The 23,310-nt window shown below is 65.4% G+C and carries 20 protein-coding genes; 4 read left to right on the top strand and 16 right to left on the bottom strand.

The window, feature by feature from the left end; translation table 11 throughout:
* Positions 1-24: 24 nt before the first annotated feature.
* The 11 genes from CAG11_RS22100 to poxB form a co-directional block, all read right to left on the bottom strand.
* Positions 25-1,029: a FecR domain-containing protein gene (locus CAG11_RS22100; RefSeq protein ID WP_256578666.1), complete on the bottom strand. Its 1,005-nt coding sequence runs from the start codon at positions 1,027-1,029 to the stop codon at positions 25-27.
* On the bottom strand, positions 1,022-1,540 hold the full coding sequence (locus CAG11_RS22105) for a sigma-70 family RNA polymerase sigma factor (RefSeq protein ID WP_022639376.1): 519 nt from the start codon (positions 1,538-1,540) through the stop codon (positions 1,022-1,024). The genes CAG11_RS22100 and CAG11_RS22105 overlap by 8 nt, the downstream gene beginning before the upstream one ends.
* Positions 1,541-1,881: 341 nt before the next feature.
* Positions 1,882-2,427: a flavin reductase family protein gene (locus tag CAG11_RS22110; RefSeq protein WP_085597940.1), complete on the bottom strand. Its 546-nt coding sequence runs from the start codon at positions 2,425-2,427 to the stop codon at positions 1,882-1,884.
* A 24-nt stretch (positions 2,428-2,451) separates the two neighbouring features.
* Positions 2,452-3,687 (bottom strand): cation:proton antiporter, encoded by a 1,236-nt coding sequence (locus CAG11_RS22115; protein WP_085597941.1) that lies wholly within the window; start codon positions 3,685-3,687, stop codon positions 2,452-2,454.
* Entirely contained in the window at positions 3,684-3,818 is a 135-nt protein-coding gene (locus CAG11_RS33305; protein WP_143494723.1) for a flavin reductase, read from the bottom strand. Before CAG11_RS33305 ends, CAG11_RS22115 begins: the two co-directional genes overlap by 4 nt.
* Positions 3,818-4,909 (bottom strand): Rieske 2Fe-2S domain-containing protein, encoded by a 1,092-nt coding sequence (locus CAG11_RS22120; RefSeq protein ID WP_085597942.1) that lies wholly within the window; start codon positions 4,907-4,909, stop codon positions 3,818-3,820. The genes CAG11_RS33305 and CAG11_RS22120 overlap by 1 nt, the downstream gene beginning before the upstream one ends.
* Before the next feature lie 23 nt (positions 4,910-4,932).
* On the bottom strand, positions 4,933-6,636 hold the full coding sequence (locus tag CAG11_RS22125; RefSeq protein WP_085597943.1) for an NAD(P)/FAD-dependent oxidoreductase: 1,704 nt from the start codon (positions 6,634-6,636) through the stop codon (positions 4,933-4,935).
* A 42-nt stretch (positions 6,637-6,678) separates the two neighbouring features.
* Positions 6,679-7,764, bottom strand: coding sequence for a monodechloroaminopyrrolnitrin synthase PrnB family protein (locus CAG11_RS22130; protein WP_085597944.1), 1,086 nt, complete (start codon positions 7,762-7,764; stop codon positions 6,679-6,681).
* Positions 7,764-9,380, bottom strand: coding sequence for a tryptophan halogenase family protein (locus CAG11_RS22135; protein WP_085597945.1), 1,617 nt, complete (start codon positions 9,378-9,380; stop codon positions 7,764-7,766). Before CAG11_RS22135 ends, CAG11_RS22130 begins: the two co-directional genes overlap by 1 nt.
* Positions 9,381-9,682: 302 nt before the next feature.
* On the bottom strand, positions 9,683-9,844 hold the full coding sequence (locus CAG11_RS33655) for a hypothetical protein (RefSeq protein ID WP_158091437.1): 162 nt from the start codon (positions 9,842-9,844) through the stop codon (positions 9,683-9,685).
* 223 nt (positions 9,845-10,067) lie between these two features.
* Positions 10,068-11,813 (bottom strand): ubiquinone-dependent pyruvate dehydrogenase, encoded by a 1,746-nt coding sequence (gene poxB, locus CAG11_RS22140; RefSeq protein WP_085597946.1) that lies wholly within the window; start codon positions 11,811-11,813, stop codon positions 10,068-10,070.
* 138 nt (positions 11,814-11,951) lie between these two features.
* Here poxB and CAG11_RS22145 point away from each other — a divergent pair, with 138 nt between their 5' ends.
* Positions 11,952-12,902: a helix-turn-helix transcriptional regulator gene (locus CAG11_RS22145; RefSeq protein WP_085597947.1), complete on the top strand. Its 951-nt coding sequence runs from the start codon at positions 11,952-11,954 to the stop codon at positions 12,900-12,902.
* A 141-nt stretch (positions 12,903-13,043) separates the two neighbouring features.
* Positions 13,044-15,251 carry a TonB-dependent siderophore receptor gene (locus CAG11_RS22150; protein ID WP_085597948.1) on the top strand — a complete coding sequence of 736 codons (2,208 nt, stop codon included), beginning with the start codon at positions 13,044-13,046 and terminating at the stop codon, positions 15,249-15,251.
* A 30-nt stretch (positions 15,252-15,281) separates the two neighbouring features.
* Here CAG11_RS22150 and CAG11_RS22155 read toward each other — a convergent pair whose 3' ends face one another.
* The 4 genes from CAG11_RS22155 to CAG11_RS22170 form a co-directional block, all read right to left on the bottom strand.
* Positions 15,282-16,334, bottom strand: a complete 1,053-nt coding sequence (locus tag CAG11_RS22155) for an FAD-binding oxidoreductase (RefSeq protein ID WP_085597949.1) — start codon at positions 16,332-16,334, stop codon at positions 15,282-15,284.
* 19 nt (positions 16,335-16,353) lie between these two features.
* Positions 16,354-16,917 carry a GrpB family protein gene (locus CAG11_RS22160; protein ID WP_085597950.1) on the bottom strand — a complete coding sequence of 188 codons (564 nt, stop codon included), beginning with the start codon at positions 16,915-16,917 and terminating at the stop codon, positions 16,354-16,356.
* A gap of 147 nt (positions 16,918-17,064) precedes the next feature.
* Positions 17,065-18,606: an MFS transporter gene (locus CAG11_RS22165; protein ID WP_085597951.1), complete on the bottom strand. Its 1,542-nt coding sequence runs from the start codon at positions 18,604-18,606 to the stop codon at positions 17,065-17,067.
* Positions 18,603-19,100: a heme-binding protein gene (locus CAG11_RS22170; protein WP_085597952.1), complete on the bottom strand. Its 498-nt coding sequence runs from the start codon at positions 19,098-19,100 to the stop codon at positions 18,603-18,605. The genes CAG11_RS22165 and CAG11_RS22170 overlap by 4 nt, the downstream gene beginning before the upstream one ends.
* Positions 19,101-19,203: 103 nt before the next feature.
* Here CAG11_RS22170 and CAG11_RS22175 point away from each other — a divergent pair, with 103 nt between their 5' ends.
* Positions 19,204-20,079 (top strand): LysR family transcriptional regulator, encoded by an 876-nt coding sequence (locus CAG11_RS22175; RefSeq protein WP_085597953.1) that lies wholly within the window; start codon positions 19,204-19,206, stop codon positions 20,077-20,079.
* A gap of 495 nt (positions 20,080-20,574) precedes the next feature.
* Positions 20,575-22,158 (top strand): TerC family protein, encoded by a 1,584-nt coding sequence (locus tag CAG11_RS22180; RefSeq protein ID WP_085597954.1) that lies wholly within the window; start codon positions 20,575-20,577, stop codon positions 22,156-22,158.
* A 54-nt stretch (positions 22,159-22,212) separates the two neighbouring features.
* On the opposite strand, the gene CAG11_RS22185 is transcribed toward CAG11_RS22180, so the two are convergent.
* Positions 22,213-23,295: a GGDEF domain-containing protein gene (locus tag CAG11_RS22185; protein WP_085597955.1), complete on the bottom strand. Its 1,083-nt coding sequence runs from the start codon at positions 23,293-23,295 to the stop codon at positions 22,213-22,215.
* Positions 23,296-23,310: the final 15 nt, after the last annotated feature.

Consider the following 23,310-nt stretch of genomic DNA (forward strand, 5'->3'; position numbering starts at 1 on the left):
AGAACTTCCAGAATTTTTTGAAATTTATTTTTCTACCGGCGCTCCAGGGGTTTCTCGGATAAGGGTGAGGTAGGGCCCCCAATGCGTGAGATGCCCACGAAGCGGAGCGATGGCCAGTTGCAGCGCGCTGACCGGCGAACGCAGGTTCAGCGAGGCGGTGACGCGCCGCTCGCCCAGGGCCCGGTCGGCCAACAGCAAGGCGCCGGGATAGTAGTCCCGCAGTTGTTCGATCACCTCGCGCAGGGGCCGGTCGTTGACCACCAACTGCCACTGGCGCCATAGCGCAACCTGGTCCGGCGCTAGCCGGTTGCGCTGCGGTGGACTGTGGTCCAGGCCCAGGCGCAGGCTATCGCCGGGGCCCAGGGCAGGCACCGCGAGTTCGCCCCGGCCATCGCGAACCTGGACCGTTCCGCTTTGCACTGCCACCACGACGGCGTTGCGACCCAGGTCCACATCGAACGCCGTACCTATGACCCTGACCTTCACGTCCGCTGCCTGGACCGTGAACGGGCGTGAAGCATCGTGGCTGACCTCGAAGAACGCCTGCCCCCTGAGCAGCGTCACGCCCCGCGTACCTGGCTCGAAGGCCACCCGGATGGCACTGTCGCTGCCCAGTTCGACATGGCTGCCGTCGCTCAGGCTGATCTTCAGATGCTCGCCGAGTGGGCTGGCATGGTCTGTCGGCGGCGTGGGTCCTACCAGCAACAGCACACAGGCTGCCAGTGCCAGCGTTGCCAGCGCTCGGCCCGCCCAGCGATGTCGGCCCTGGGGCGGGGCCGAGGCTGGCAGCGGCCGAGGCACGGGTATCTCCGGCGGCTCCAGGTAACCACTGAGCAACCAGACTTTCTCGGCCTTGCGCCAGGCGGCAGCGTGACGCTCATCAGCGGCCAGCCAGCGTCCATGGGCCTGTTGCAGTGCCAGGTCATCCGGCGCGGCGCGGCATTGCAGCAGCCAGTCCATGGCCGCCTGCCACACCAGGTCGTCCTTCAGTGAGCCGGATACAGGTTGGGAGGAGGGGATATCAGTCATCGGCCAGATGCTCCGCACAGTGGGTCAGTGCGTCACGCACCAGTTGGTGCGCCAAGCTGGTGGAGATCTTCAACTCAGCGGCAATTTCCTGGAAGGTCTGGTGTTGCAGGCGATGCATGTAGAAGGCCCGGCGCGTTCGTTCCGGCAGTCGGGTCAGGGCGTCCTGCAGGAGGCGCAACTGGTCGCTGTGCAGCGCCTGGTGCTCCGGCGAAGGCGTGCTCGAGGGCAGTTCGCTGAGCAGATCGTCGCCATCGGGGTGGCGGTTTTCCAGGGTCGAGCGCCGCAGCAGATCAAAGGACAGGTTGCGCACGATGCGGTACAGGTAGCCCACCGGGTTGCTCGGCTGGGCAACGCTATCGGCCTGGCCGCAGAAGCGCAGCCAGGCTTCCTGGACCACCTCTTCGGCTTGGGCCCGACAGCCGACAATCGGCGCCGAGTAGTCGACCAGCGCGGCACGGTGGGAAAGGTAGAGCTCGAGTTTATCGCTGGGATAAGACACGGCGGCGATCATTCAAGGTGGGATCAGGCTAGGGGGGCGGAATCTTATCTTTAGTTGCAAATGCTTATCAACAGCGTTTGTGCGGCCCTTGAGTGGATGCCGGATCGACCCGAGAGGAGGAGGGGGGAACTGCAAATGGCTGTATTAATCTGATAGTGAGCAGATGGCGAGCACTCCCGGCAAACTCCAGGAGCTGCCCAGGTTGTCGCCGCTGATCCTCGAGCAACTCAATATGCGTGGCGCTATTTCTTTGCTGTACCGCAGGAAATCGCCCGCGGTGAACGGCGGCCGTCATCCAGACGAAACCCAGCGACCCTCCCATTCAACGATTACATGAGCCGGGTTGCTGACGCTTACGGGTCTGTTCCATTGCTCCCTAAGCCCCGGTACTGGCCTGCATGGAAGACCAGCGGTTCTGCGCCGCTGTATCGGTACTGTTCGATCTCGCCAATGAAGATCAGGTGATCACCGCCCTCGTACTGGGTGACGTTGCGGCACACCAGTACTGCCACCACATCGTCCAGCACCGGGGCTCCCGCCTTGCCATAGGAATGAGCTACACCGGCGAACTTGTCAGGTGCTGCCCGGGCGAACTGCTCCGACAGGTGATGCTGGTGCGCGCCCAGTATGTTGATGGCGAAATGGCTCGCCGCGCAAAAAACCTTCAGGCTCGGTGCCTTGCGAGCCAGGCTCCAGAGCACCAGTGCCGGTGACAGCGACAATGAGGAGAACGAGTTGGCGGTCACGCCGATGTTTCGGCCGTCAGCGGTGCGGGTGGTGATCACGGTGACACCGGTCGCGAACTGCCCCAGCAAGTTGCGCAGTTCGCGGGCATCGTGGACATCGCAACCCTGGGCATCGAGCAAATCGAGAGCTTTGGTTTCGGTGGCAGCGTTCATGCTGATCTCTCCCCTCAAGCGGGCTCAGGCGGCCTGCTGGTTCATTGCGCGCGATTGCAGGCGCAGCGTGAATCGAACCAGAGGCGCGCTCAGCGCCGTCGTCACCAGCGCGAACACCACGAGTATCGTGTAGACCTCTGGCGGAAGGATCTGCATCTGCAGGCCGATCGACAGGACGATTAGCTCCATCAAGCCGCGTGTGTTCATCAACGAGCTCACCAGCATCGCATCGTGTGGCGCAAGCCCGGTGGTGCGTGCGCCCAGATAGCTGCCGCCGAACTTGCCGATGAATCCGCCCAGCAGGAATACACCGCACCACATCCATGATGCCTGGTCGTCGATCGTGCCGATCGATGCACGCAGTCCCGCACATGCGAAGAACACCGGCATCAGCACAAGCTTGACGAAACCTTCGACGTTCTCGCTCCACTCCTTCGCGACGCCGGGCACGCGCCGCACGAACAGCGCCGCCGCCAGTGCGCCAAATGCGCTATGGAATCCGATCAGCGACGTCGCCAGTGCCGACGCGATGACGAAGCAGAGCAACACGGCCAAGCGGTCGCGCGCCGCATGGGCAGTCGATGCGAGCCGTGCAAGCGCCGGTCGAACCACGAAGCGCACCAGCAGCCCGCTCAGCAGCAGGTACACGAGCAGGCTGACGAGCATGCGCACAAATGCCCAGCCAGGCCCGCTCGATAGCGAGGCAATGGTGGCCAGCAGCATCCATCCGAGTGCATCTGTCAGCATCGCGGCGGACATTGCGTGCCGTGCGCCGACCATGGCGCTCAGCGCCAGGTCGTCGATGATGCGCGCCATCACCGGCACCGCCGATACCGCCAGTGCGACACCGCAGAAGAGCACATAGGGCAGCGTCGGTGCGTCGCTGGCGAGCGTGTCTTTGGAGGCGACGGCGACGAGCATGCCGGCCGCCGCCGGTGCGATGAGCCCGCCGGCTGCGATCGCCGCCGGTATGCGCCAGCGCTTGCCGTGCAGCGTCTGGCCCAAGTCCATACGCAGACCGATCTGGAACATCAGCAGTATCAAACCGACTTCGCCAACTTGCGCCATTGCCGACAGCGTGTGTGGGGCGAACAACAGGCCGTAGAAACTCGGTGCGACCAGGCCCAACAGCGAAGGTCCCAACAGCAGGCCGGCCGCAATCTCGCCGACGACCGCGCACTGGCCGAGCCGTTCGGCAATGCGCCCGCAGACATTGCAGAGCGCGATCACCAGCATGAGTTGCAGCAGCCAGATGGTCATGGATACCTCGCAAGGAGCGACACCGGCACGAAGCGAGCGGCGGCGAGCCCCGTGATGGCCGTGACGCCACTGGCCAGGTTCGCGAGCGCCCGGTACAGCGACACGGCCGATACCGGCTCGGCCTCACGCATTACCGCTCGCTCTCGACGCGGTCGACCCAGCCCCGGTAGAACGCCCGGTACCTGAGCACGAGCTTGTCGTACTTGCTGTACGCGCCGCCGCCGTCGGGCTTCATCCCGTTCCAGATCTTGACGTCGTACCCGGCTGCCTGCCTGGTCTGCAGCCCGAACAGCACGAAGTCAGTGGCGCGACGCAGGGCACCGCCCACCTTCTTGATCGAGATGAGCATGTGCATGACGTTCTTGCCGTCGCTCACTGGCGTCACACACTGGAGCAGCTTGTATTTGACGTTTGCGTCCAAGGCTACGGTCATGACGCACCCGCCGGGGTAGCCATCGAAGTGCAGGTTCATCTGCGACATGTTCAGGCCGAGCGCGCGCGACAACATGCCCAGCGGACCGAAGTAGCGGTTTACGGTGAAATCGATCCCGGCACCGAACCACGCGCCTGCCCGGGCCAGCGACTCGACCTCTGGCCACCGGCGCCAGTCGTCGAAGAGCTTGAGCTCGAAGGCCGAGATCGGGAGCGCGTGCACGGGGGTTGCGTGCTGCGCGTCGTAGAAGTTCTCGACGATGCGCAAGACCGCCGTCGTCGTCTCGAACGCGAAGTGCAGGTGCATGAAGTCGCCGTTGTCGACGTCGGCCGCGGCGATTTCGGGCAGCGGGTGCAGCGGCTGCGCGGAGCCGTACCAGACCCACACGTAGCCGTAGCGCTCGGTGGTCACCAACGTCGGCTGGCGCGCCCCGCGCGGTACGGGTTCCAGCTGGCGCACCGCCTGGTTGTGGCCGGGGATGTGAACGCACTGGCCGTGCTCGTCGTATCGCCAGTGGTGAAACGGGCATTGGATGCACCCGTCCTTGACCTGCCCGTCAGCCAGGTTGGCGCCCAGGTGCGGGCAGTGGCGATCCATCACCACGGCCCGTCCCGTCGCTGCGCGCCATGCCACGCACGGACGGCCAAAGAGCGTCAATTCCTTGGGCTTGTCCCTGAGGTCGCTGGAGCGCATCGCGACGTACCAGCTCGCGGCCACGCGCGTGGTCGCGTCGTGCGCCCCTGGGGGATGCTTCTTGATGCTCGGCTGATCCAGTTGAATGTTGTTCATCGCGTTATGTCGTCCTCGGCCGGCTACTTCTTCAGAACCAGGCCGATGCGGGTCGTGACGTACGCCTTGAGCAGCGCGAACATCGGGTTGTAGTCGAAGTACTTTTTCACCTCTGCCGGCGCTCTGGTCTGCGTCCAGTACATCAGCTTCATCGCCGGTATCAGGCTGTACTTCGAGTTGTTGAGCTGCGGCTTGTCCCCGGTGATGCAGTACCCGAAGCCGAACATCGGCTTGGCGAAGTCTCGTTCGTCGATGAGGGCGTGGATCCGCACCGCGGCCTGTGCAGCCGACTGGTTCCCGGCGCTCACTGCCTCGACCTCGGCCTTGGCGTCGTTGAACAACTGGTAGTACTCCTCCATGTCCGCGCACAGGTACCCAAGGTACGGGGGGTCGTTGTCGAGGTGATCCAGGTCGCCCTCGTCGCGCGAGGTGCGAAACCGCGCGTGGGCTTGCACGAGCCGGAACTGCCCGAGGATCGTGCCGACCGCCCACAGCCTGTGGAATGCATCCCATAGACGGAAGTCCGAGAACGCCGTGTAGCAGCAGCTGACGAAGTCGTCGTTGTGGTCCAGAAGCTTTTGCTGCAGGCGCTCGATGTACTCGAAGCGCTCGGGGGCGAAGTCATCGTCGCGTAGCGCCTTGATAAGGCGCGCCGCGAGCGCGTGGATGGTCACCGCGGTGTTCTCCAGGCCCCGGGAGAACAGCGGGTCGATGAACCCGTTCGCGTGCAGCATCAGGCAGTAGCGGTCGCCGATGCAGGCGGTCGACGAGAACTGCAGGCGGTCGGTCCTGACCCAGTCGCGCACCGGCACGGCGTCCTGGAACTGAGCCCCGATGCTCGGGAACCGCGCGAGGAACTCGGCGAATTCTTGCTGCGCGCTGATGTCCGTTTTCGGGTAGATACGCGGGTCGAGCTGCAGGCCGACACTCACCAGGTTATTGGTCGATCGGGTGTGGTTGTTGAACGGAATCACCCAGAGCCAGCCGCCCGTGAACATGTGGTGCAAGGTCCCCTCGTGCCAGCGCCAGCGCTGCCCCTTGACCTTGAAGATGTCGTCGAACGGCTTGACCCCGAGCATGTGCGTGTAGAGGCTGCGCGAGTGCGTCTTGAAGCGACACGGTTCTTCGCGAAGCTTGAACTTGGTCGCCAGCGGTGCGCGAGGGCCTCCGCAGTCGATCATGTACCGGCCGGTGAACCGTTCGCCCTCGGCGGTGGTCACCGCGACGCCGTCTTTATCGGCGTGGTAGTCGGTCACGCTAGTCCTCTGGCGGACCTTGCAGCCGTATTTGATGGCGGCCTGCAACAAGTAGGCGTCGACGTCCTGCCGGTAGTAATGGCTCTCCGGTCCCCATGGCAGTTCGGGAATGACGCACTGCGTGAACTCCTTCGGGTCGTGCTCCTGGCCGGGTTTGTGGAACACGAATCCGAAGTTGCGCTTGATGCCCGTGCTCGACGAGACGTAACGCTGCGTCGAGTAGAACGACGTGATGTGGTCGAGCTCCGGAATGCCGTAGCGGTCAGCGATGATGCGGTTCATGAGAGACGTCTCGGGGATCGACGACTCGCCGATCGTGAACCGCGGGTGCGACGACTCCTCGATGATCAGCACGCGAAACTGTTTCTTGGCCAGGATGGCTCCCATCTGGGTGCCGGACATGCCCGAGCCGAGGATGATCACGTCGAAATGGTTGTTGTCGCGCCCGTTCTCGGGGCTCTTCTGAGTCATGGGGGCAAACTCTCCTTGCGAGATGAGACCTGGCTTTGCGCGTCAGGATTCGTCGAGCGCGGCGCGGATGCGCGAGCGCGCGGCACACGTGAGCGTGAGTAGATCAACGAGCATGCTGGGCGCGTACCCCCCGCTGCCGGTTGCGGGACCGCTTCGCCCGGCCTCGTACGCCCGTTCTGCCAACTTGAGGTGAGGCGCCCGGAAGCGCAGCAGGACCTTGAGCACCCGCTCCAGGGCTACCAGCCCAGCCCGGGCAGGCTCGTCTGGCGCACCAGCGGTTCGCGCTTCGTCGAGCGCGCGGTCCATGAGCGCCGGCCCCTCGGCGAACCGAGCGTAGACCGCCCGGTACGCGGGAAGCACGTAGGGCAGGTACGTCTCCTTGAATTCTCGATAGGCCTGGTCGTCGGTTTGCGAGCCCCACAGGACGTGCTCCAGCACGAACAGGGGCATTTCCACGGCGCCGGGGCCGAGGTAGCTTTGGCCCCCGACCTGGATCGGATCGTAGAAGGGGCGCAGTTCATCGTAGAAGACCTGCGGTGAGATGAAGCGGTACGCGTAGACGATCGATTCGACCATTTTCTGCAGATAGGCTTCCAGCTCGGCGCACCCTTGCACGAACGCGGGCGAGCGCAGGGGCACATCGAACAGCTCGACGGTCACCGCGATGGCCGCTTCCAGGGCCGCCATCGAGATGCGCACGCTCTCGAGCAGATGCGCTTCGTCGGGCAGCCCGGTGTAACTGCGCTGCGCGTCGGCCGCCGCAGGGTTCCAGACCGTCACATGCAGGAGCGTCTCGCGCGGCGGCATATCGGTCGCGCGTGCCAAGTCCAGCAGCACCTGTTCAAGCCCGGGCACCACGTCCGCAGGCTCGTGTCCGTGCCGCTTGAGCGACCCCAGGAAGAAGCCGATGTCCCGCATCGCGGCGGCGGCTTCGACGAAGCCCCAGCCGGAGGGCACGCCGCGCGTCGGGAGGAACTCGCGCAGCAGGCCGATGATGCCGGGCACGTCCTTGTTACGGTTCAGGCCCGGCAGTTGCAGCACCAGCGAGCGCGCCTGTAGCGGATCACAGGCGGCCACGGCAGCGTGGGTGGTGGCGAATGCGGATACCCGGTTCAAGGTGCGTTCCACTACCGGCCTTCCCGCGTCGCGAGCGTCGGCCCGCGCTGGTTGCCAGACACCTGCGCGTTCCCGTCACGCAGCGACCGCAGGTAGTCGTAGTTCGTCGGCAGGCTGCTCCGCAGGCGCTCGGCCTCGCGGCGGATGCTGGCGAACATCGCCTCGGCCTTTTCGATCGACTTGGGTCGGTGCTGCAAGAGCGGGAGCGACCGGTCGGGCAGCATGCCCAAGCCGGCAAAGATGCAGTAGTAGTTGCCGTTCAACCAGAAGTTCTTGAATTCGTAGTCGAAGGTCTCGTAGTACGTGGAATCGTCGAACGACGTGGTAGTCAGTGGCAGCCCCGCCTTGTAGCGCTGCACCTTCTCCTGGATGGCGTCCGAGAGCCGCAGTTCGTGCCGGTTCGCGAGCCAGAACGGCGTGTCTTCGCGCGACGTGGTGAAATAGTGCGCCTGGACGAAGTCTCGGCAGTCGTCAAACATGTAGACGATCTCGGCGTTGAATGCATCGCGCAACCGCGAGTCGAACGAGGTGTCGGGGAAGTGCTTCACAAGCTGGTAAAGCGCGGCGTAGATGAAGTAGATGCCCGTCGATTCCAGGGGCTCCAGAAAGCACGACGACAGCCCGATAGACACACAATTGTTGACCCACGCCCGCTTGTTGCGTCCGACCCGGAACTTGATCTGGTTGAGCGACTGATTGTCCGAGAGGTCCCAGAGTTTGAGGAAGTCGGCGGTAGCCTGGTCGCGTGAGGTGAACTTGCTCGAGAAGACGTAGCCGCTGCCGAACCGGCCCAGCATCGGAATCTTCCAGGTCCACCCCGAGTTCATGGCGATCGCCGAGGTGTACGGCTCGACCCCGTCACGCGCGTCGTCGTTGGGCACGGCGCTGGCGACCGCGCTGTCGCACAGCAGGTAGTCGGACATGTCGATGAAGGGCTCTTTCAGGGTCTGATTGATCAGGAGCCCCCGCATGCCGGAGCAGTCGATGAACAGGTCCGCCTCCAGCTTCCGCCCCCCCTTGGTCAACAGGGTGGAGATGTAGCCGCGGTCGTTCAGCTGAATCTCCACGACCTCGTCGACCACGCGGTTGACCCCACGCTCGACGGCCCAGCGCTTCAAGAAGTCGGCCACCAGGTGCGCGTCGAAGTGCCACGCATGGGACATCTGGCGGGTGCCGTCGGGCAGGCACGGTGCCAGCTTGCCATCGAGCGCCCCGGGCTGCGGGTAGCACGCGTACTCCATCGGTTGCTGGAAGCCCTGTTCGCGCTTGCGCAACCAGTAGTGGGTAAGCGGCACGCCGTCGCAGTTCGGCACATTGCCGAACAAATGGTAGAAGTGATCGTCACGCGATGGGTCGGGAGACTTTCTCCAGTTCACGAACTTGATCGCGGCCTTGAACGCGCCGTTCACCTGGGGCATCCACTCCCGCTCCGGTATCCCGAGGAAGTCGAAGAACACCTTCTGCAAACTCGGGATAGTCGCCTCGCCCACGCCGATCCGGGGGATCGCCGCAGACTCGATGAGCGTAATGTCTACCTGCTGCTGGAGCGCCCGGACGAGGTACGAGGCGGCCATCCAGCCCGCAGTGCCGCCGCCCACGATGACGATATTCTTGATCGGCTTGTTCATAACACTCCTTGTTTGCAGGCAGACGGTCTGTAGGGAGGGGAAGGCCGCCAGTCTCCGTGCATCCGTGCAAGAGGCACATCAATGTGCTTGTCGGATTAGACTCTAGACCGCAGGAAAAGCGATGCATCTTCCGTTTCCGAATTAGCCTTCCCCAAAGCAAAAGCATTTGATCTAAAGAAAGGTCTTGCGTGCTTTGCATGCGCCCAATCAGTCCGCCGCAGTGCCCTTGCGCGAAGTGCGTGGCGTGATCATCCATGTGATGCACAGGAGCCAAGCTCGTGGACAGTTGGTCGAACAGGCCGTCAGCGCAACGCGCCCTTGCGGGTCGTTGCGGCCAGCTGGTTATTGAAGTCGTTGGATGGAATCAGGGAAAGACCGCCAATGGGCGTCGCAGAAATGCTGCGCTGGGGATCGGTGATGCATGAGGCCGGCAGGTCGTGGATCCCGCACCGGGCTTGATCCATGCGGGGCGGCTGCAAGGGAGATGGCTGGAGCGGATTCTGCTCGATGAGAAGAGCCCCCAGGCCGGCTTCGGCGCCAACGCGCCGATGCCTGGGGTCGTGGTGATTTCTCCAACGCCATCCTGGTGGATGCCATTGGCGCAATCTTCACCGATGCCCACCTCCAAGGTGGGGCCACCAGAGGTTGCGATGACACCGGGCGGTACTCCCCGGGTCCAGGCCCAGGCTAGGGGAGCCGGAACCAGCCGCCCTTGGGCCAGTTGGTCCGGGCCAGCTCCACCACTTCGTCGCCGCGCCCGCTCATCACCGCCTTGAGCATGTACAGGCTCATGCCCTTGGCCTGTTCCAGCTTGATCGCCGGTGGGATGACCAGTTCCTGGGTCGCGGTGACCACGTCCACCAGCACCGGGCCGTCATGTTCCAGGGCGGTGCGCAGGGCACCTTCCAGGCCTGCGGAATCTTCCACTCGCAGGCCGAGGATACCCATGGCGTTGGCCATGGCGGCGAAGTCCGGGTTGTGCAGGTCGGTGCCGGTGTCCAGGTAGCCGGCGGACTTCATCTCCATGGCGACGAAGCCCAGGGCCGCGTTGTCGTAGACGATGATCTTCACCGGCAGCTTGAGCTGGACCAGGGAAATGAAGTCCCCCATGAGCATGCTGAAGCCGCCGTCGCCGGCCAGGGCAATGACTTGGCGTGTGGGGCAGGCGGCCTGGGCGCCGATGGCCTGGGGCATGGCGTTGGCCATGGAGCCGTGGTTGAACGAGCCCAGCAGGCGCCGCTGGCCGTTCATCTTCAGGTAGCGCGCGGCCCATACCGTGGGCGTGCCGACATCGGCGGTGAAGATCGCATCGGCGTCCGCCAGTTCGCTGACCAGTTGGGTGAGGTACTGCGGGTGCACCGGCCGTCCAGCTGCCGCGGGCCGGGCCAGGTCGTCCAGGCCTTGGCGGGCCTTGGCGTAGTGCTCCAGGGAGGTTTCCAGGAAGCTCCGGTCGCCCTGGTAGGGCAGGCGTGGCAGCAAGGCGGCGAGGGTCTCGCTGACGTCGCCGACCACGCCCAGGTCCAGCGGCACCCTCCGGCCCAGGGCTTGTGGGTCGCGGTCGATCTGGATCACGCAGGCGTCCGTCGGATAGAACTGGCGATAGGGGAAGTCGCTGCCCAGTATCACCAGGGTGTCGCAGTTGAGCATGGCGTGATAACCGGAGCTGAAGCCGATCAGCCCGGTCATGCCGACATCGAAGGGGTTGTCCCATTCCACATGCTCCTTGCCGCGCAGGGCGTGCACCACCGGCGCGCCCAAGGCATCGGCCAGGGCCACCACTTGGTCATGGGCGCCGGCACAACCGCTGCCGCAAAGCAGGGTCACGGCCTTGCTGTGGCTGAGCAATTCCACCAGGCGGTCCAGGTCATGGGGCGCTGGCAGGGTGCGTGGGGCGTGTAACGGTGGCCATGGCTTGCTGGACGTCGGCACCTGTTGCAAGGCCACGTCCCCGGGGATCACCACCACGGCCACGCCGCGCTCGAGGATCGCACTGCGCATGGCCCGGTGCAGTACCTCGGGCATCTGCGCCGGGTGGCTCACCAGCTCGACGAAGTGGCTGCACTCCTTGAACAGCTCCTGGGGGTGGGTTTCCTGGAAATAATCCAGGCCGATCTCCGAGGACGGGATCTGTGCGGCGATGGCCAGCACCGGCACCCGGCTGCGGTGGCAGTCGAACAGGCCGTTGATCAAGTGCAGGTTGCCCGGGCCACAACTGCCGGCGCACACCGCCAGCTGGCCGGTGATCGCCGCTTCGGCGCCAGCGGCGAAGGCCGCCACTTCCTCGTGGCGTACATGCATCCATTGGATGCTTTGCATGCTCTGCAGGGCGTCGGTGAGGCCGTTGAGGCTGTCGCCGGTCAGGCCCCAGATACGCTTGACCCCGGCTTGTTCGAGGGTCTGGGCCAGTTGTCGGGCAATGCTGATGTTCGCCATGGAGTTCTCCTGCCGTGGGATGGGAAATCGTCGCGATCAACAGGGGACAGCGGGCGAGGGCGGATGATTCCATGAAGATGTGCGAATGAGAATTAATGCTAATATCGTCGCCCGATTTCCTCTCTGCGAGCGCCGGCCTTGCATCCGCCCCCCCAACTGGACCAACGCTACTACCTGCGGGACTTGCGTCAGCTTGGCGAACGCCATGCCGTGCGCTACAGCCTGCCCGGAGCAGGGAACGAGGATGACGCTACCTGCCTGATGCATGGGCGCATCACCGAGCATCGCCTGCCTGGCGGCCTGGTCCTGGTGAGCTCCGACGTGCTGGCGTTCCACAGCTACCGGGCCGACTCGCTGCGCATGCCATGCCTGAGCCTGGCGCTGGTGCTCGAAGGACATGCGGCGCTGAGTTTCACCCGGGACCAGGCGTTGCTCGCCGGTCACTGCGTTACGACCCTGTGCGCCGACGGCCGGCCCATGTCGGCCGTGCACTTCGCCGGGACGCGGTTGCGCGGCCTGAACCTGGCCCTCAACGCCCCGGAGGATCTGCCTGACGCGCAATGGGCGCAGTTGCTGCATAACGCCCTGCGCGGGAACGGTTCACGAATGCACTGCGGGCCGTTGCCGGTGCACCTGCGCCAGGCCATCGCCGACCTGCTCGGCGGACGTTGGCATGGCAGCCTGCAGGCCCTGTTGTGCGAAGGCGTGGCCTTGCAACTGCTGGCCCATGCCCTGGCCGGGCTGGAAGCCGATGCTGAACAAGCCGGCAGCTTGAGCCCGCGGGATCGGCAATTGCTGGAGCGGGTTCGCGAGCGCCTGCACCAGGCTCCGGGCGAGGAGCACTCGCTCGGTGAGCTGGCGCAGTTGGCCTGCATGAGCAGCAGTTCGCTGCGCAGCAAGTTCCGCCAGGCCTATGGGCAGACGGTCTTCGGCTACCTGCGCGAGCGGCGCCTGGAGGTCGCCCATGCGCAGTTGCAACAAGGCTGGTCGGTGCAGCAGGCGGCGCATTTCGTGGGTTATCGCCATGCCAGCAATTTCGCCACGGCGTTTCGCCAGCGCTTCGGCGTGGCCCCCGGCAGCTGTGGTTGAAGGCCCGCGACGGCTTGGCGGCGCTTATCCGTGTCGAACCCGGCAGCGCCCATAACATCCTCGGCATCTGGCAAAACCTGGACGGGATATGGATGTGAATAATGCGCATCCGACAATAGTGTTCATCGGACAACCATTCCTATGTATTGCCCAGACTCCCGCGCTTTCCCGCGTCGTGCCCATTGCCTGCCCGCCGCCGTGTTCGGTGGCTTGCTGGTGTCCCTCTCGGCTTCGGCCGAAGAACCTGACCGCCGCTCCAGGTCGAACGCTTCATTGGTGCTACCCACGCTGAACGTGCAGGGCGAGCAGGAACTGGGCGAGACCACCGAGGACTCCGGCAGCTACACCACCGGCGCCATGTCCACGGCCATCGGCTTGCCGCTGTCGATCCGCGATACCCCGCAATCGGTCAGCGTCGTCACCCGCCAGCGCATCGAGGATCAGGGCCTGGCCACCACCGCCGAGATCCTGGCCAGCGCCCCGGGGATTTCCTATACCCGCAGCGACAGCAATCGTCTGGCGTTTTCCGCTCGGGGTTTCGCTATCGACAACTTCCAGTTCGACGGCCTGGCATCGCCCATCAACAACCTGTGGAACTTCGGTGCCACCGACATGGACTCGGCCATCTACGACCGGGTGGAAATCGTGCGCGGTTCCACGGGGCTGCTGACCGGCGCCGGCAACCCTTCGGCAGCGGTGAATTTCGTGCGTAAAAAGCCGCTGGCGGATTTCGCCATCAGCGGCTCGGCCGGAGCCGGACGCTGGGGGGAGCGGCGCGGTGATTTCGATCTGTCGCTGCCCCTGGCGGCGGATGGGAGGGTGGCGGCGCGGCTGGTGGCGGCCTACTCGGAAAAAGACAGCTACGTGAACTATCTGGAAAACGACTCACGCACGCTCTATGGAGTGATCAGCGCCGAGCTGAGCCCCAGCACTCGGCTGACCACCAGCCTGGAATACCAGCGCAACCGGGTGCGGGGCATGGGCAGTGGTTTTCCGTTGTTCTACAGCGATGGCTCGCGCACCGACTTCGGCCGTTCGACCGCCAACAACACCCGCTGGAGCCGCACCGGCAGTGAGTCCACCACGGCCTTCGTCGACCTGGAGCACACCCTGGACAACGACTGGAAACTGCGTACGGCCTACAGCCGTTACGAGGGTGGCTATGACATGCACTCGCTGTTTCGCGGTGGTTTTCCGGACCGCACCAGCGGCCTGGGGATGCGGGTCAATTTCCTCAACTACGACGGCGAACGCAGCCGCGATACCTGGCATGTGACGGCCAGCGGGCCGTTCCAGTTGCTGGGGCGCGGGCACGAGCTGGGCCTGGGCTGGATGAGCATCGACGACGACCTGAACATCGACCAGTACCAGCCCGCCGGCAGAACCCCGGCCCTGGGCAGCTTCACCGACTGGCGCAACGGCCGGATCCCCGAGCCGGCGTGGTCACGCACCCGATCCTCGGGCGATGCCACCCATATCCGGCAGACCGGTGGCTACCTGGTGACCCGGCTGTCCCTGGCCGACCCGTTGCACTTGATCCTCGGGGCGCGGATCAGCGACTGGCGGATCGACCAGAACTACTACGGCGCCCAGCGCCAGTACCGCTACAAGAATGAAGTCACGCCCTATGCCGGGCTGATCTACGACATCGATTCCACCTACAGCGCCTACGCCAGCTATACCAGCATCTTCAACCAGCAGAACGCCCGTGGCGCCAACGGCAGCATCCTCGATCCGGTGACTGGCGACAGCTACGAGGTGGGGCTCAAGGCGGCCTACCTGGAGGGGCGGCTCAATGCCGCGCTGGCGGTCTACCGCACCCAGCAGGAAGGGCTGGCCGAGGCCATCCCCGGGGTGAACGTGCAAGGGCGGCCCAACGAGCAGGCCTACAAGGCCGGTACCGGGGCGCGGGTCGATGGTTTCGACCTGGAGCTGAGTGGCCAGCTCAGCGATGCCTGGAACCTGTCCACCAGCTATACCCACTTCATCGCCCGCAATGGCGATGGCCGGGCGATCAACACCGAGTTCCCCAGGACCCAGTTCAAGCTGTTCACCACCTATCGCCTCTGGGGCCCCCTGGAGCGTCTGACCCTGGGCGGCGGCACCACCTGGAACAGCCGCACCTCGCGCAACCGGGTGCCCAGCCCGCGGGGCCTGACCGATGTGGGCCAGGGCGCCTACGCCTTGACCAGCCTGATGGCGCGCTACCAGGTCAACGACAACCTGTCGGTCAGCGCCAACCTGGATAACCTGTTCGACAAGCGTTACTACGAGCAACTGGGCTTCTACAGCCAGGGCTTGTGGGGCGAGCCGCGCAGCCTGCGCCTGAGTGCCAAGGCCAGCTTCTGACCTGCGCTCCGACGCCGTTGGTGGCCTGGCTCAGAGGCCGAAACGGCTGGGGCGGCAGGGCTCGAGTTCCGCGCAGCGGTGACCCGAAAGCTCCTGGCTGACCAGGCGCCCAACGATCGGTGCCAGGGTCACCCCGGCGTGCATCACCGCCAGGTACAACCCGGGGTACTGGGCGAGCGGGCCGATGATCGGCACCTGGTCATCGGGCATCGGCCGCTGGCCTACTTCGGCGCTGCGCAAGGTCACCGCCTCGGCACCACGCAGGGCCTGGCGGATGCTGGTCAGTGCTTGCTGGGCGATGGCCTCGGGCGTTGCGTCATCGAGGTGGTCCTCGGCTGCCAGCAGGCTGCCGTCAGGGGCTTCGCGCACCTCCAGCTGGTCGTTGGAAATCAGGGTCTTGACCAGCCCCCGGGGGGCGTCCAGGCGTAGCAGGATCGATGGCGAGGCGTGCATGGGCAGTTCGATGCCCAGCGATTCCAGCAGGGCCGGGGTGCCGCAACCGGTGGCCAGTACCAGGTGGTCGGCCTGATAGACCCCGGCGGCGGTGGCCACGCCGATCCCTTGCTGGCCTTCTACTTGCAGCTCCAGCACCGAGACTTGGGTCAGCACTTGCGCGCCATGGGCGCGGGCGCCTTCGAGCAGGCACAGGGTGGTGGCCACCGGGTCGAGGCTGCCTTCGCCGGGGGCGAACTGCGCGCGTTCCGGTACGGCCTGCAGGTTGGGCTCGAGTTGGGCAATCCGCTGGCGATCCAGCCACTGGCGCGTCGACCCGCAGGGCATTGCGGTGGGTTGCATGGCGTTCGCCTGGTAATAGCACAGCGCGCCGGACCAGTTGATCCGCAGGCCCGGCAGCTCCTGCTCCAGGCGCCGGTATTCGGTCAGCGCCTGTTCGCGCAGGGGCTTCACGGGGCTGGGGTATTCCCCGTGGGGGTTGATCCAGGCGAAGGAGTGGCGCGTGACGCCCGAGCCGGGGGTGGCCTGCTCCAGGACGGTCACCTGGGCGCCCTGGCGGGCCAGGTGGTAGGCGATGGCGGCGCCGACGATCCCGGCGCCCAGCACTATTACCCGTGGATGCTGCTGCATAGCTACCTCGTAGATGTGGTCAGCGGTGGCGCTGGCGTTCGATCAGGGCCTGGGCCTGTACCTGCTGGATCCAGGCGTCCTTGCAATCGCTGTAGGCGTGGGAGTCGTCGGGGTGCAGGGCCTGGCAGCGGAGTTTTTCCCGCTGGTAGGCCTGGGCGATATCCGGGTGCCGGCGCAGGTGATCGCGAAACGCCAGGTGGCGCTCTATCTCCGGCGAGCCCTGGGCATAACAGTGCAGTTGCGCCAGGCGGCGACCGCTGGCCGGTTCATCCAGGCTGCAATAGCGCCGTCCGGGCAGGCCCAGCTCGCCGCGCCAGATGTACCCCAGGGCCTCCAGCGCTCCCTGGCGTTCGTCCAGCTCGGCCAGCGAGCGGACTGTGGGCAGCAGGTCGAGTACCGGCTTGGCGAGGATGCCGGGGATCGCGGTGGAGCCGATATGGTGTACCTGCAACAGGTTATCGCCCAAGACTGCTTGCAGGGCCTGGGCGATCTGCCGCGCCTGTTCGGCCCACTGCGGGTCATGGGGCAGCAGCTCGACCTTGATCGGGGCCGGAGGGGGAGCAGCAGGTGATTCGCGGTGCATGGCCAAGGTGTCTCCTGACGGTGAAGCCGATTGCAGGGCGCACCTTAACCGTGGGTTCGCAGCCCCGGCAATTGGCTCAATGTTATGAAATTGCAAGCGCCTTCCAGGTGCTGGCCAGGTGCTGGCCAGGCGCCTGGAGGGCGCTGCCTAGCGGCTTTCCATGGCCAGGCCCCGGGCCTGCGGCAAGGGGCTGCGCATCAGTCGTCCCACCACCAGCGCCCCCAGTAGGGCCAGGCCGCCAGCCGCCGCCAGGACCAGGCCGAAACCACCGGTGAACGCCTGCAGGGCCAAGGGCTCGACCAGGGTCCTGGCACTTTCGGGCAACCCGGCCAGGGCGCCTTGCATGTCGCCGGCCACCACCCGCGAGGCGATCTCCGGGGCCTGGGCCAACCAGGGCCCGGGTACCTCTTGCAAATTGCCTTGCAGCAGTTGCCGGGTGTGGTTGCCCAACAGTGCGCCGAACACGCCGATGGCCAGCATGATGGCGCTGAAGCGCATGGTAGTGCTCAGCCCCGAGGCCATGCCGGTACGTTCCCGGGGGACGCAGGCCATGATGTTCTTCTGCGTGTCGCCGTTGAGCAGGCCGGCCCCGGCCCCGGTCACCGCGATCGCCAGGGCGAAGGCCGAGTAGCCGCCGACCTGCACGGCCCAGGCGCTGAGCAGGTTGCCGCTGCCCACCAGGGCCAGCCCGGCGGCCATCAGCGTGGCGGGCGGGTAGCGCCCGGCCAGGCGTGCGCCGATCCGCGGGCAGACCAGCATGGTCAAGGCGAAGGGCAACATGCCCAGCCCCGAGGCGATGGCCGAGAAGCCCAGGCCGTTCTGCAGGTAGAACGGCAGCAGGGTCATCATCACCTGGGCGCAGCCGGCGTAGGCGAACATGCCCAGCAAGGCGCCGATGAAGCGTGGGTAGCGCAACAGCTGCAAGTCCACCATGGGCCTTTGTTGCAGGCGCTCGACCAGCACGAACAGGCCCAGCAGCGCCAACCCGGCCAGCAGGCGCAGGATAGTAGCCGGATGGCCCCAGCCGATGCGGTTGGCCTCGATCAGGCCCCAGATCAGGCACAGCAGGCTGGCGCTGAACACCAGGCTGCCCCAGGGATCCAGGCGCGCCGCCCGGGTATCGCGGGATTCCGGCACCTGGCGCATGACGCACCAGAGCAGCAGGGCGCCCACCGGCAAGTTGAAGTAGAAGATCCAGCGCCAGCCCAGGTACTGGGTGATCAGGCCGCCGATCGTCGGCGCGGTGGTCATCGCCAAGCCCATGCAGCCGCCCCAGAAGGCCCAGGCCCTGGCGCGTTCCGTTTCGTCGTGAAAGACATGGCCGATGGTCGCCAGGGCCGAGGTCAGCAGTAGCGCCGCGCCTATTCCCTTGAGTGCCCGCGCCAGGTCCAGCAGCAGGGCCGTGGACGCGGCGCCGCAGCCCACGGAGGCGAGGATGAACAAACCCAGGCCGCAGAGCAGGGTGCGCTTGCGGCCAAAGCGGTCGGCCAGGCTGCCGGCGGGGAGCAGCAGGGCGGCGAAGGCCAGCATGTAGGCGCTGACCACCCATTCGATATCGGCGAAGTCGGCGCCCAGGTCCCGGGCGATGCTGGGCAGCGCCACGGCGACGATGTTGGTGTCCAGGATGATCAGCGAGCAGACACCGGAGGCGGTCAGCAGGGTCAGGCGCGGGTTGCCGGAGGTGCTCATGGCGCACTCTGCCGGCCAAGGCTGGCCAGGGCCGCGAGGGCGATTTCATCATCGTGGGCCGGGGTGTCGGCGCTGACCCCGATGGCACCTACCACCTGGCCCTCGAGCACGATCGGCTGGGCGCCTTTCATCATCAGCAGGCCGGCACTGAGGGCCGCCGGGCGCCCGCCGTTGATGGCGTTTTCCAGATCGCCCGAGGGGCGGCGAAACAACGCCGAGGTGCGCGCCTTGCCCTGGGCCAGTTCGATCCCGGCGACCACCGGTGCGCCATCCATGCGTGCGCCCAGAACCGGCCAGCCGCCGTCGTCGACTATCACCACGGCACAGGGCCAACCCTTGGCCCGGGCGGTTTCCTGGGCGGCCTTGAGCAAGTCCTGGGCTCGGTCCAGGGTGAGGATTGCCTTGTGGGCAACGGATGCTTGGGTTTCTGCCGCTACCGCTCCTTGCAGGCTGCAGCAGGTGATCATGGCCAGAAGCAGGGGTTTGACGTGCATGGCATGGGCTCTCTAGTGTGGAGGTCCTGGGAGCTTATCCCGGCCATTGGCGCAGTTCGTTAGCCTCTGGCGGCAAGTTCATTACCTTTTGGCTAACGTATTTATGGACATCCGACACTTTCGCTATTTCCTGGCGGTGGCGCGCCAGCGCAACTTCACCCGGGCCGCCGAGCAACTGGGCATCGCGCCACCGACCCTGAGCCGGCAGATCCAGGACATGGAGCAGGCCCTGGGCACGCGGCTGTTCCTGCGCCAACAGCGCGAGGTCAGCCTTACCGAGGCCGGTGCCACCTTGCTGCTGGAGGCTGAGGCCACGGTACGCCAGTTCGAGCTGGCGCAGCGCAACGCCCAGCGCGCCGGCCGCGGCGAGATCGGCCATATCGAGCTGGGCTACGTGGCCTCGGCGGTGTACTCGGGGGTGCTGCAAAAGCAGGTGCAGGAGTTCGTCCGCGACTGCCCGGATGTCAGCCTCAATGTGCGCGAGTGCCCCATGCCCACCTTGCCGGCGCGGATCGCCGACGGTCGCCTGGACATCGGCTACATCCGTTCACCCATGACCTTGCCGGAAGGGGTGGAGGCGATCCGCCTGGAGGCCGAGGGTTTCGTCCTGGCGTTGCCGGAGCAGTCCTGGCTGTGCCGCCTGCCGCAGATCGCCTGCGAGCACCTGCTCAATGAAACCTTCATCCTGCCGGAACAGATCAACGGCACCTTGCAGGTGGCGGCTGAGGGCGGCTACGCCCCCAAGCTCGGTGTACAGCCCGGTGGCCTGGTGGCAGTGCTGGCCCTGGTATCCCTGGGGCAGGGTGTCGCCGTGGTGCCGGAGTCGGTGGTGGGCCACCTGAGCCTGCCCCATGTCCTGTACCGACCTATCCTGGGTAGCTCGGCTTCTTCCTGGCTGTCGCTGGTCCATCGGCGTTTCGAGCAGGCCCCGGCGGTGACTCGCTACATCGAGCAAGTGCGCCGCGAATACCGTCGCTGACCGCCACTTCGGCAATCGCTCTGTCCCGGTAAATCCTCGTGTAGCCGCTGCCGAGCTTGCGAGGCTCTACACGGGCGCGTAGCGGCCGCAGCGTTGTATCAAGCCAATTGCGGACCTCATTCGGGCGGCTCGTACCGAGCCGTGCGCAGCCTGGGGCAGTGGCTACACTAAGCGCGCTGGGAGGCGGATAAAATCTTGTAATGATTTGCCGCTGGGGCTGCGAGGCCCATGCCTTGTAATCTCCAAATCCGTTTTTTCACTCAGGACATGCATGAACACGCTCTCGGAGCCTCCCAATCGGCGCTCTCATCTCGCTTTCCCCCCTGACTTCCCACGTCATCCCGCCCTCCTGAGGCGCAGGCGTTCAGGCCGCCACAGCAGTGGCCGTGCTTATCCGGCATCCGCCGTTCCCCATCTTTGCCAGCCCGTCCCCAAGGCCCTGCGCCTTGGCGTCTTGTCGCGCCTGGCCGCCTGAGTTTCCCGGAGACCTACGTTATGGAATGGATCGCAGACCCCACGGCCTGGCTCGGCCTCTTGACCCTGATCGTCCTGGAGCTGGTGCTGGGCATCGACAACCTGGTGTTCATCGCCATCCTCGCCGACAAGCTGCCGCCCCATCAGCGCGATCGTGCGCGGATCATCGGCCTGTCGTTGGCGTTGCTGATGCGCCTGGGCCTGCTGGCGAGCATCTCCTGGATGGTGACCCTGACCCAGCCGTTGTTCGAGGTATGGGGCAAGAGCTTCTCGGGCCGTGACTTGATCCTGCTGTTCGGTGGTGTGTTCCTGTTGTTCAAGGCCACCATGGAGTTGCACGAGCGCCTTGAGGGCCATGTCAGCCAGCGGGCCAGCAACGCAGGTTATGCGCTGTTCTGGCCCATCGTGGCGCAGATCGTGGTGCTCGATGCGGTGTTCTCCCTGGACGCGGTGATCACCGCCGTGGGCATGGTCGATGAGCTGGCGGTGATGATGATCGCGGTGGTGGTGTCCATCGGCGTGATGATCGTGGCCAGCAAGCCGCTGACCCGCTTCGTCAACAGCCACCCGACGGTGATCATGCTGTGCCTGGGCTTCTTGATGATGATCGGCTTCAGCCTGACCGCCGAAGGCCTGGGCTTCCACATTCCCAAGGGCTACCTGTACGCGGCCATCGGTTTCTCGATCCTGATCGAACTGTTCAACCAGATCGCCCGGGCCCGGCGCAAGAAGTCCATGCAGGGCCTGCGGCCGATGCGCGAGCGTACGGCCCACGCGGTGATGCGCCTGCTGGGCGGGCGCAAGCTGGCAGCGGAGGAGGTGGGCGAGGATATCGCCGACCTGGTGGAAGGCGACGAGACGGCGCCCAACGAGCTGTTCGACCGCCGCGAGCGGGTGATGATCAGCGGCGTGCTGCAACTGGCCGAACGCCCGATCCGCAGCCTGATGACGGTACGTGCCGACGTCGACTACATCGACCTGGCCGACGATGCCGAAAGCATCCGCGAGAAACTGATGCATTCGTCCTACTCACGCCTGCCGCTGATTCGCGACGGTGCGGTGGAGGAGCCCCTGGGCTTCGTGCACAAGAAGGAACTGCTCAAGGAGTACCTGGCCGGCAACCAGCCGAACCTTGCGCACCTGGCGCGGACCACGATCAACCTGCTGGACAGCTTCACGATCCTCAATGCCCTGGAGCAGATGCGCAAGGCCTCGACCCACATCGCCTTCGTGATCAACGAATTCGGCGATTTCGTCGGCGTCCTGAGCATGACCGACATCCTCGAGTCCATCGCCGGCGAGTTGCCTGACGCCAGCGAAATCGAAGGTCCGGACATCGTCGAGGAGCAGGGCGGGTTCCTGGTCAGCGGTGCCTTGAACCTGGCGCAGATCCGCCAGCGCACCGGCTTCGCCGCCGAGCCGACCGAGGACTACCAGACCCTGGCCGGGCTGGTCATGAGCCTGCTGGACCGCTTGCCGGTCAAGGGCGATTGCCTGGAGTGGCAAGGCTGGAGCCTCCAGGTGATGACGGTCGAGGAACGGCGGGTGACCCGGGTCTTGCTGCTGGCTGGGGAGCGGGCTGACGGTAGCGACTCCGAGGCTTGAGCCGGGCAAGCTGCCGCCGCTGCCCGCCAACGCAGATCGGTGCCTGGCCAAGACTCACAAGTCGTCGTGAAGGGTATAGCGGTCCTTGCCGCTGTGCTTGGACTGGTACAGGGCCTGGTCGGCCTTGACCAGCACCTGGTTCAGGCTGTCGTCGTCCTCGACCCGGGCCAGGCCGATGCTGATGGTCACTGGCGGCCCCGCCGACTGCTCGCGCACCTGCTGGCACAAGCGTGCGGCCAGCAGTTCCACGGCTTCGCGCCGTACCCCCGGCAGGTAGACGGCGAACTCCTCTCCGCCCAGGCGCGCATAGTCGAAATCCACCATCACCGACTGGATATCGGCGGCGACACGCTTGAGTACCTCGTCGCCGCTGTCATGCCCGTAGCGGTCGTTGATCTTCTTGAAATTGTCGATGTCGATCATCGCCAGGTAATGCTCGGGTTCCCGGGGCCGGACCTTGAGGCGCTGGCCGGCGCGGGCCATGAACGAGCGGCGGTTGGGAATCTCGGTCAGGGCGTCGACATAGGCCTGCTCCAGCAAGCGCTTGGCCATGATGTAGTTGTACAGCCGGGCCTGGCGCAAGGTGATGAAGCTGTACAGGGTCAGTGCGGTGAGGAACAGCGAGTAGGCCAGGACGATCAGGCCCTTGAGTTCGGTGATCGAGGTGCGGGTCATCCAGTAAGGGTTGAGCACGCTCCAGGTGATCAGCACCGCGACGAAGAACGACCAGCGCCGCAACGGCATCACCGAGGCGCTGTAGAGAATGCTCGAGGCGCCGAGGATCAGCCAGACCGGGTGCAGCTCCATGGGCAGGCCCTCGATCACCAGGCGCACCGCCAGGGCGATGACCAGCACGAACAGCAGGTTGACCCATTGGAAGTGCCGGGCTTTGTGGGTGAAGCCCAGGATGATGGTGTCGATCACCAGCAATGTCAGGAATACCAGCGAAAGGAAGGTGAAGCCCTGCTGGCCGGGAAAGCTGACGATCAGGTCGAAGATCAGCCAGATGCTCAGGCTGGCGATGTAGGTCAGGATGCAGAAGCTGTGCAGGCGTTCGAAGTCGTACTGGGCGAATTCGTTCTTCAAGGCCGCCGGGGCGGCCTGGCTGAGTACCTGTTCTTCAATGGTCCTGAACATCGCCGGCCCTTGAGT

The organism is Pseudomonas sp. B6(2017), assembly GCF_002112765.1.
Taxonomy (GTDB): domain Bacteria; phylum Pseudomonadota; class Gammaproteobacteria; order Pseudomonadales; family Pseudomonadaceae; genus Aquipseudomonas; species Aquipseudomonas piscis.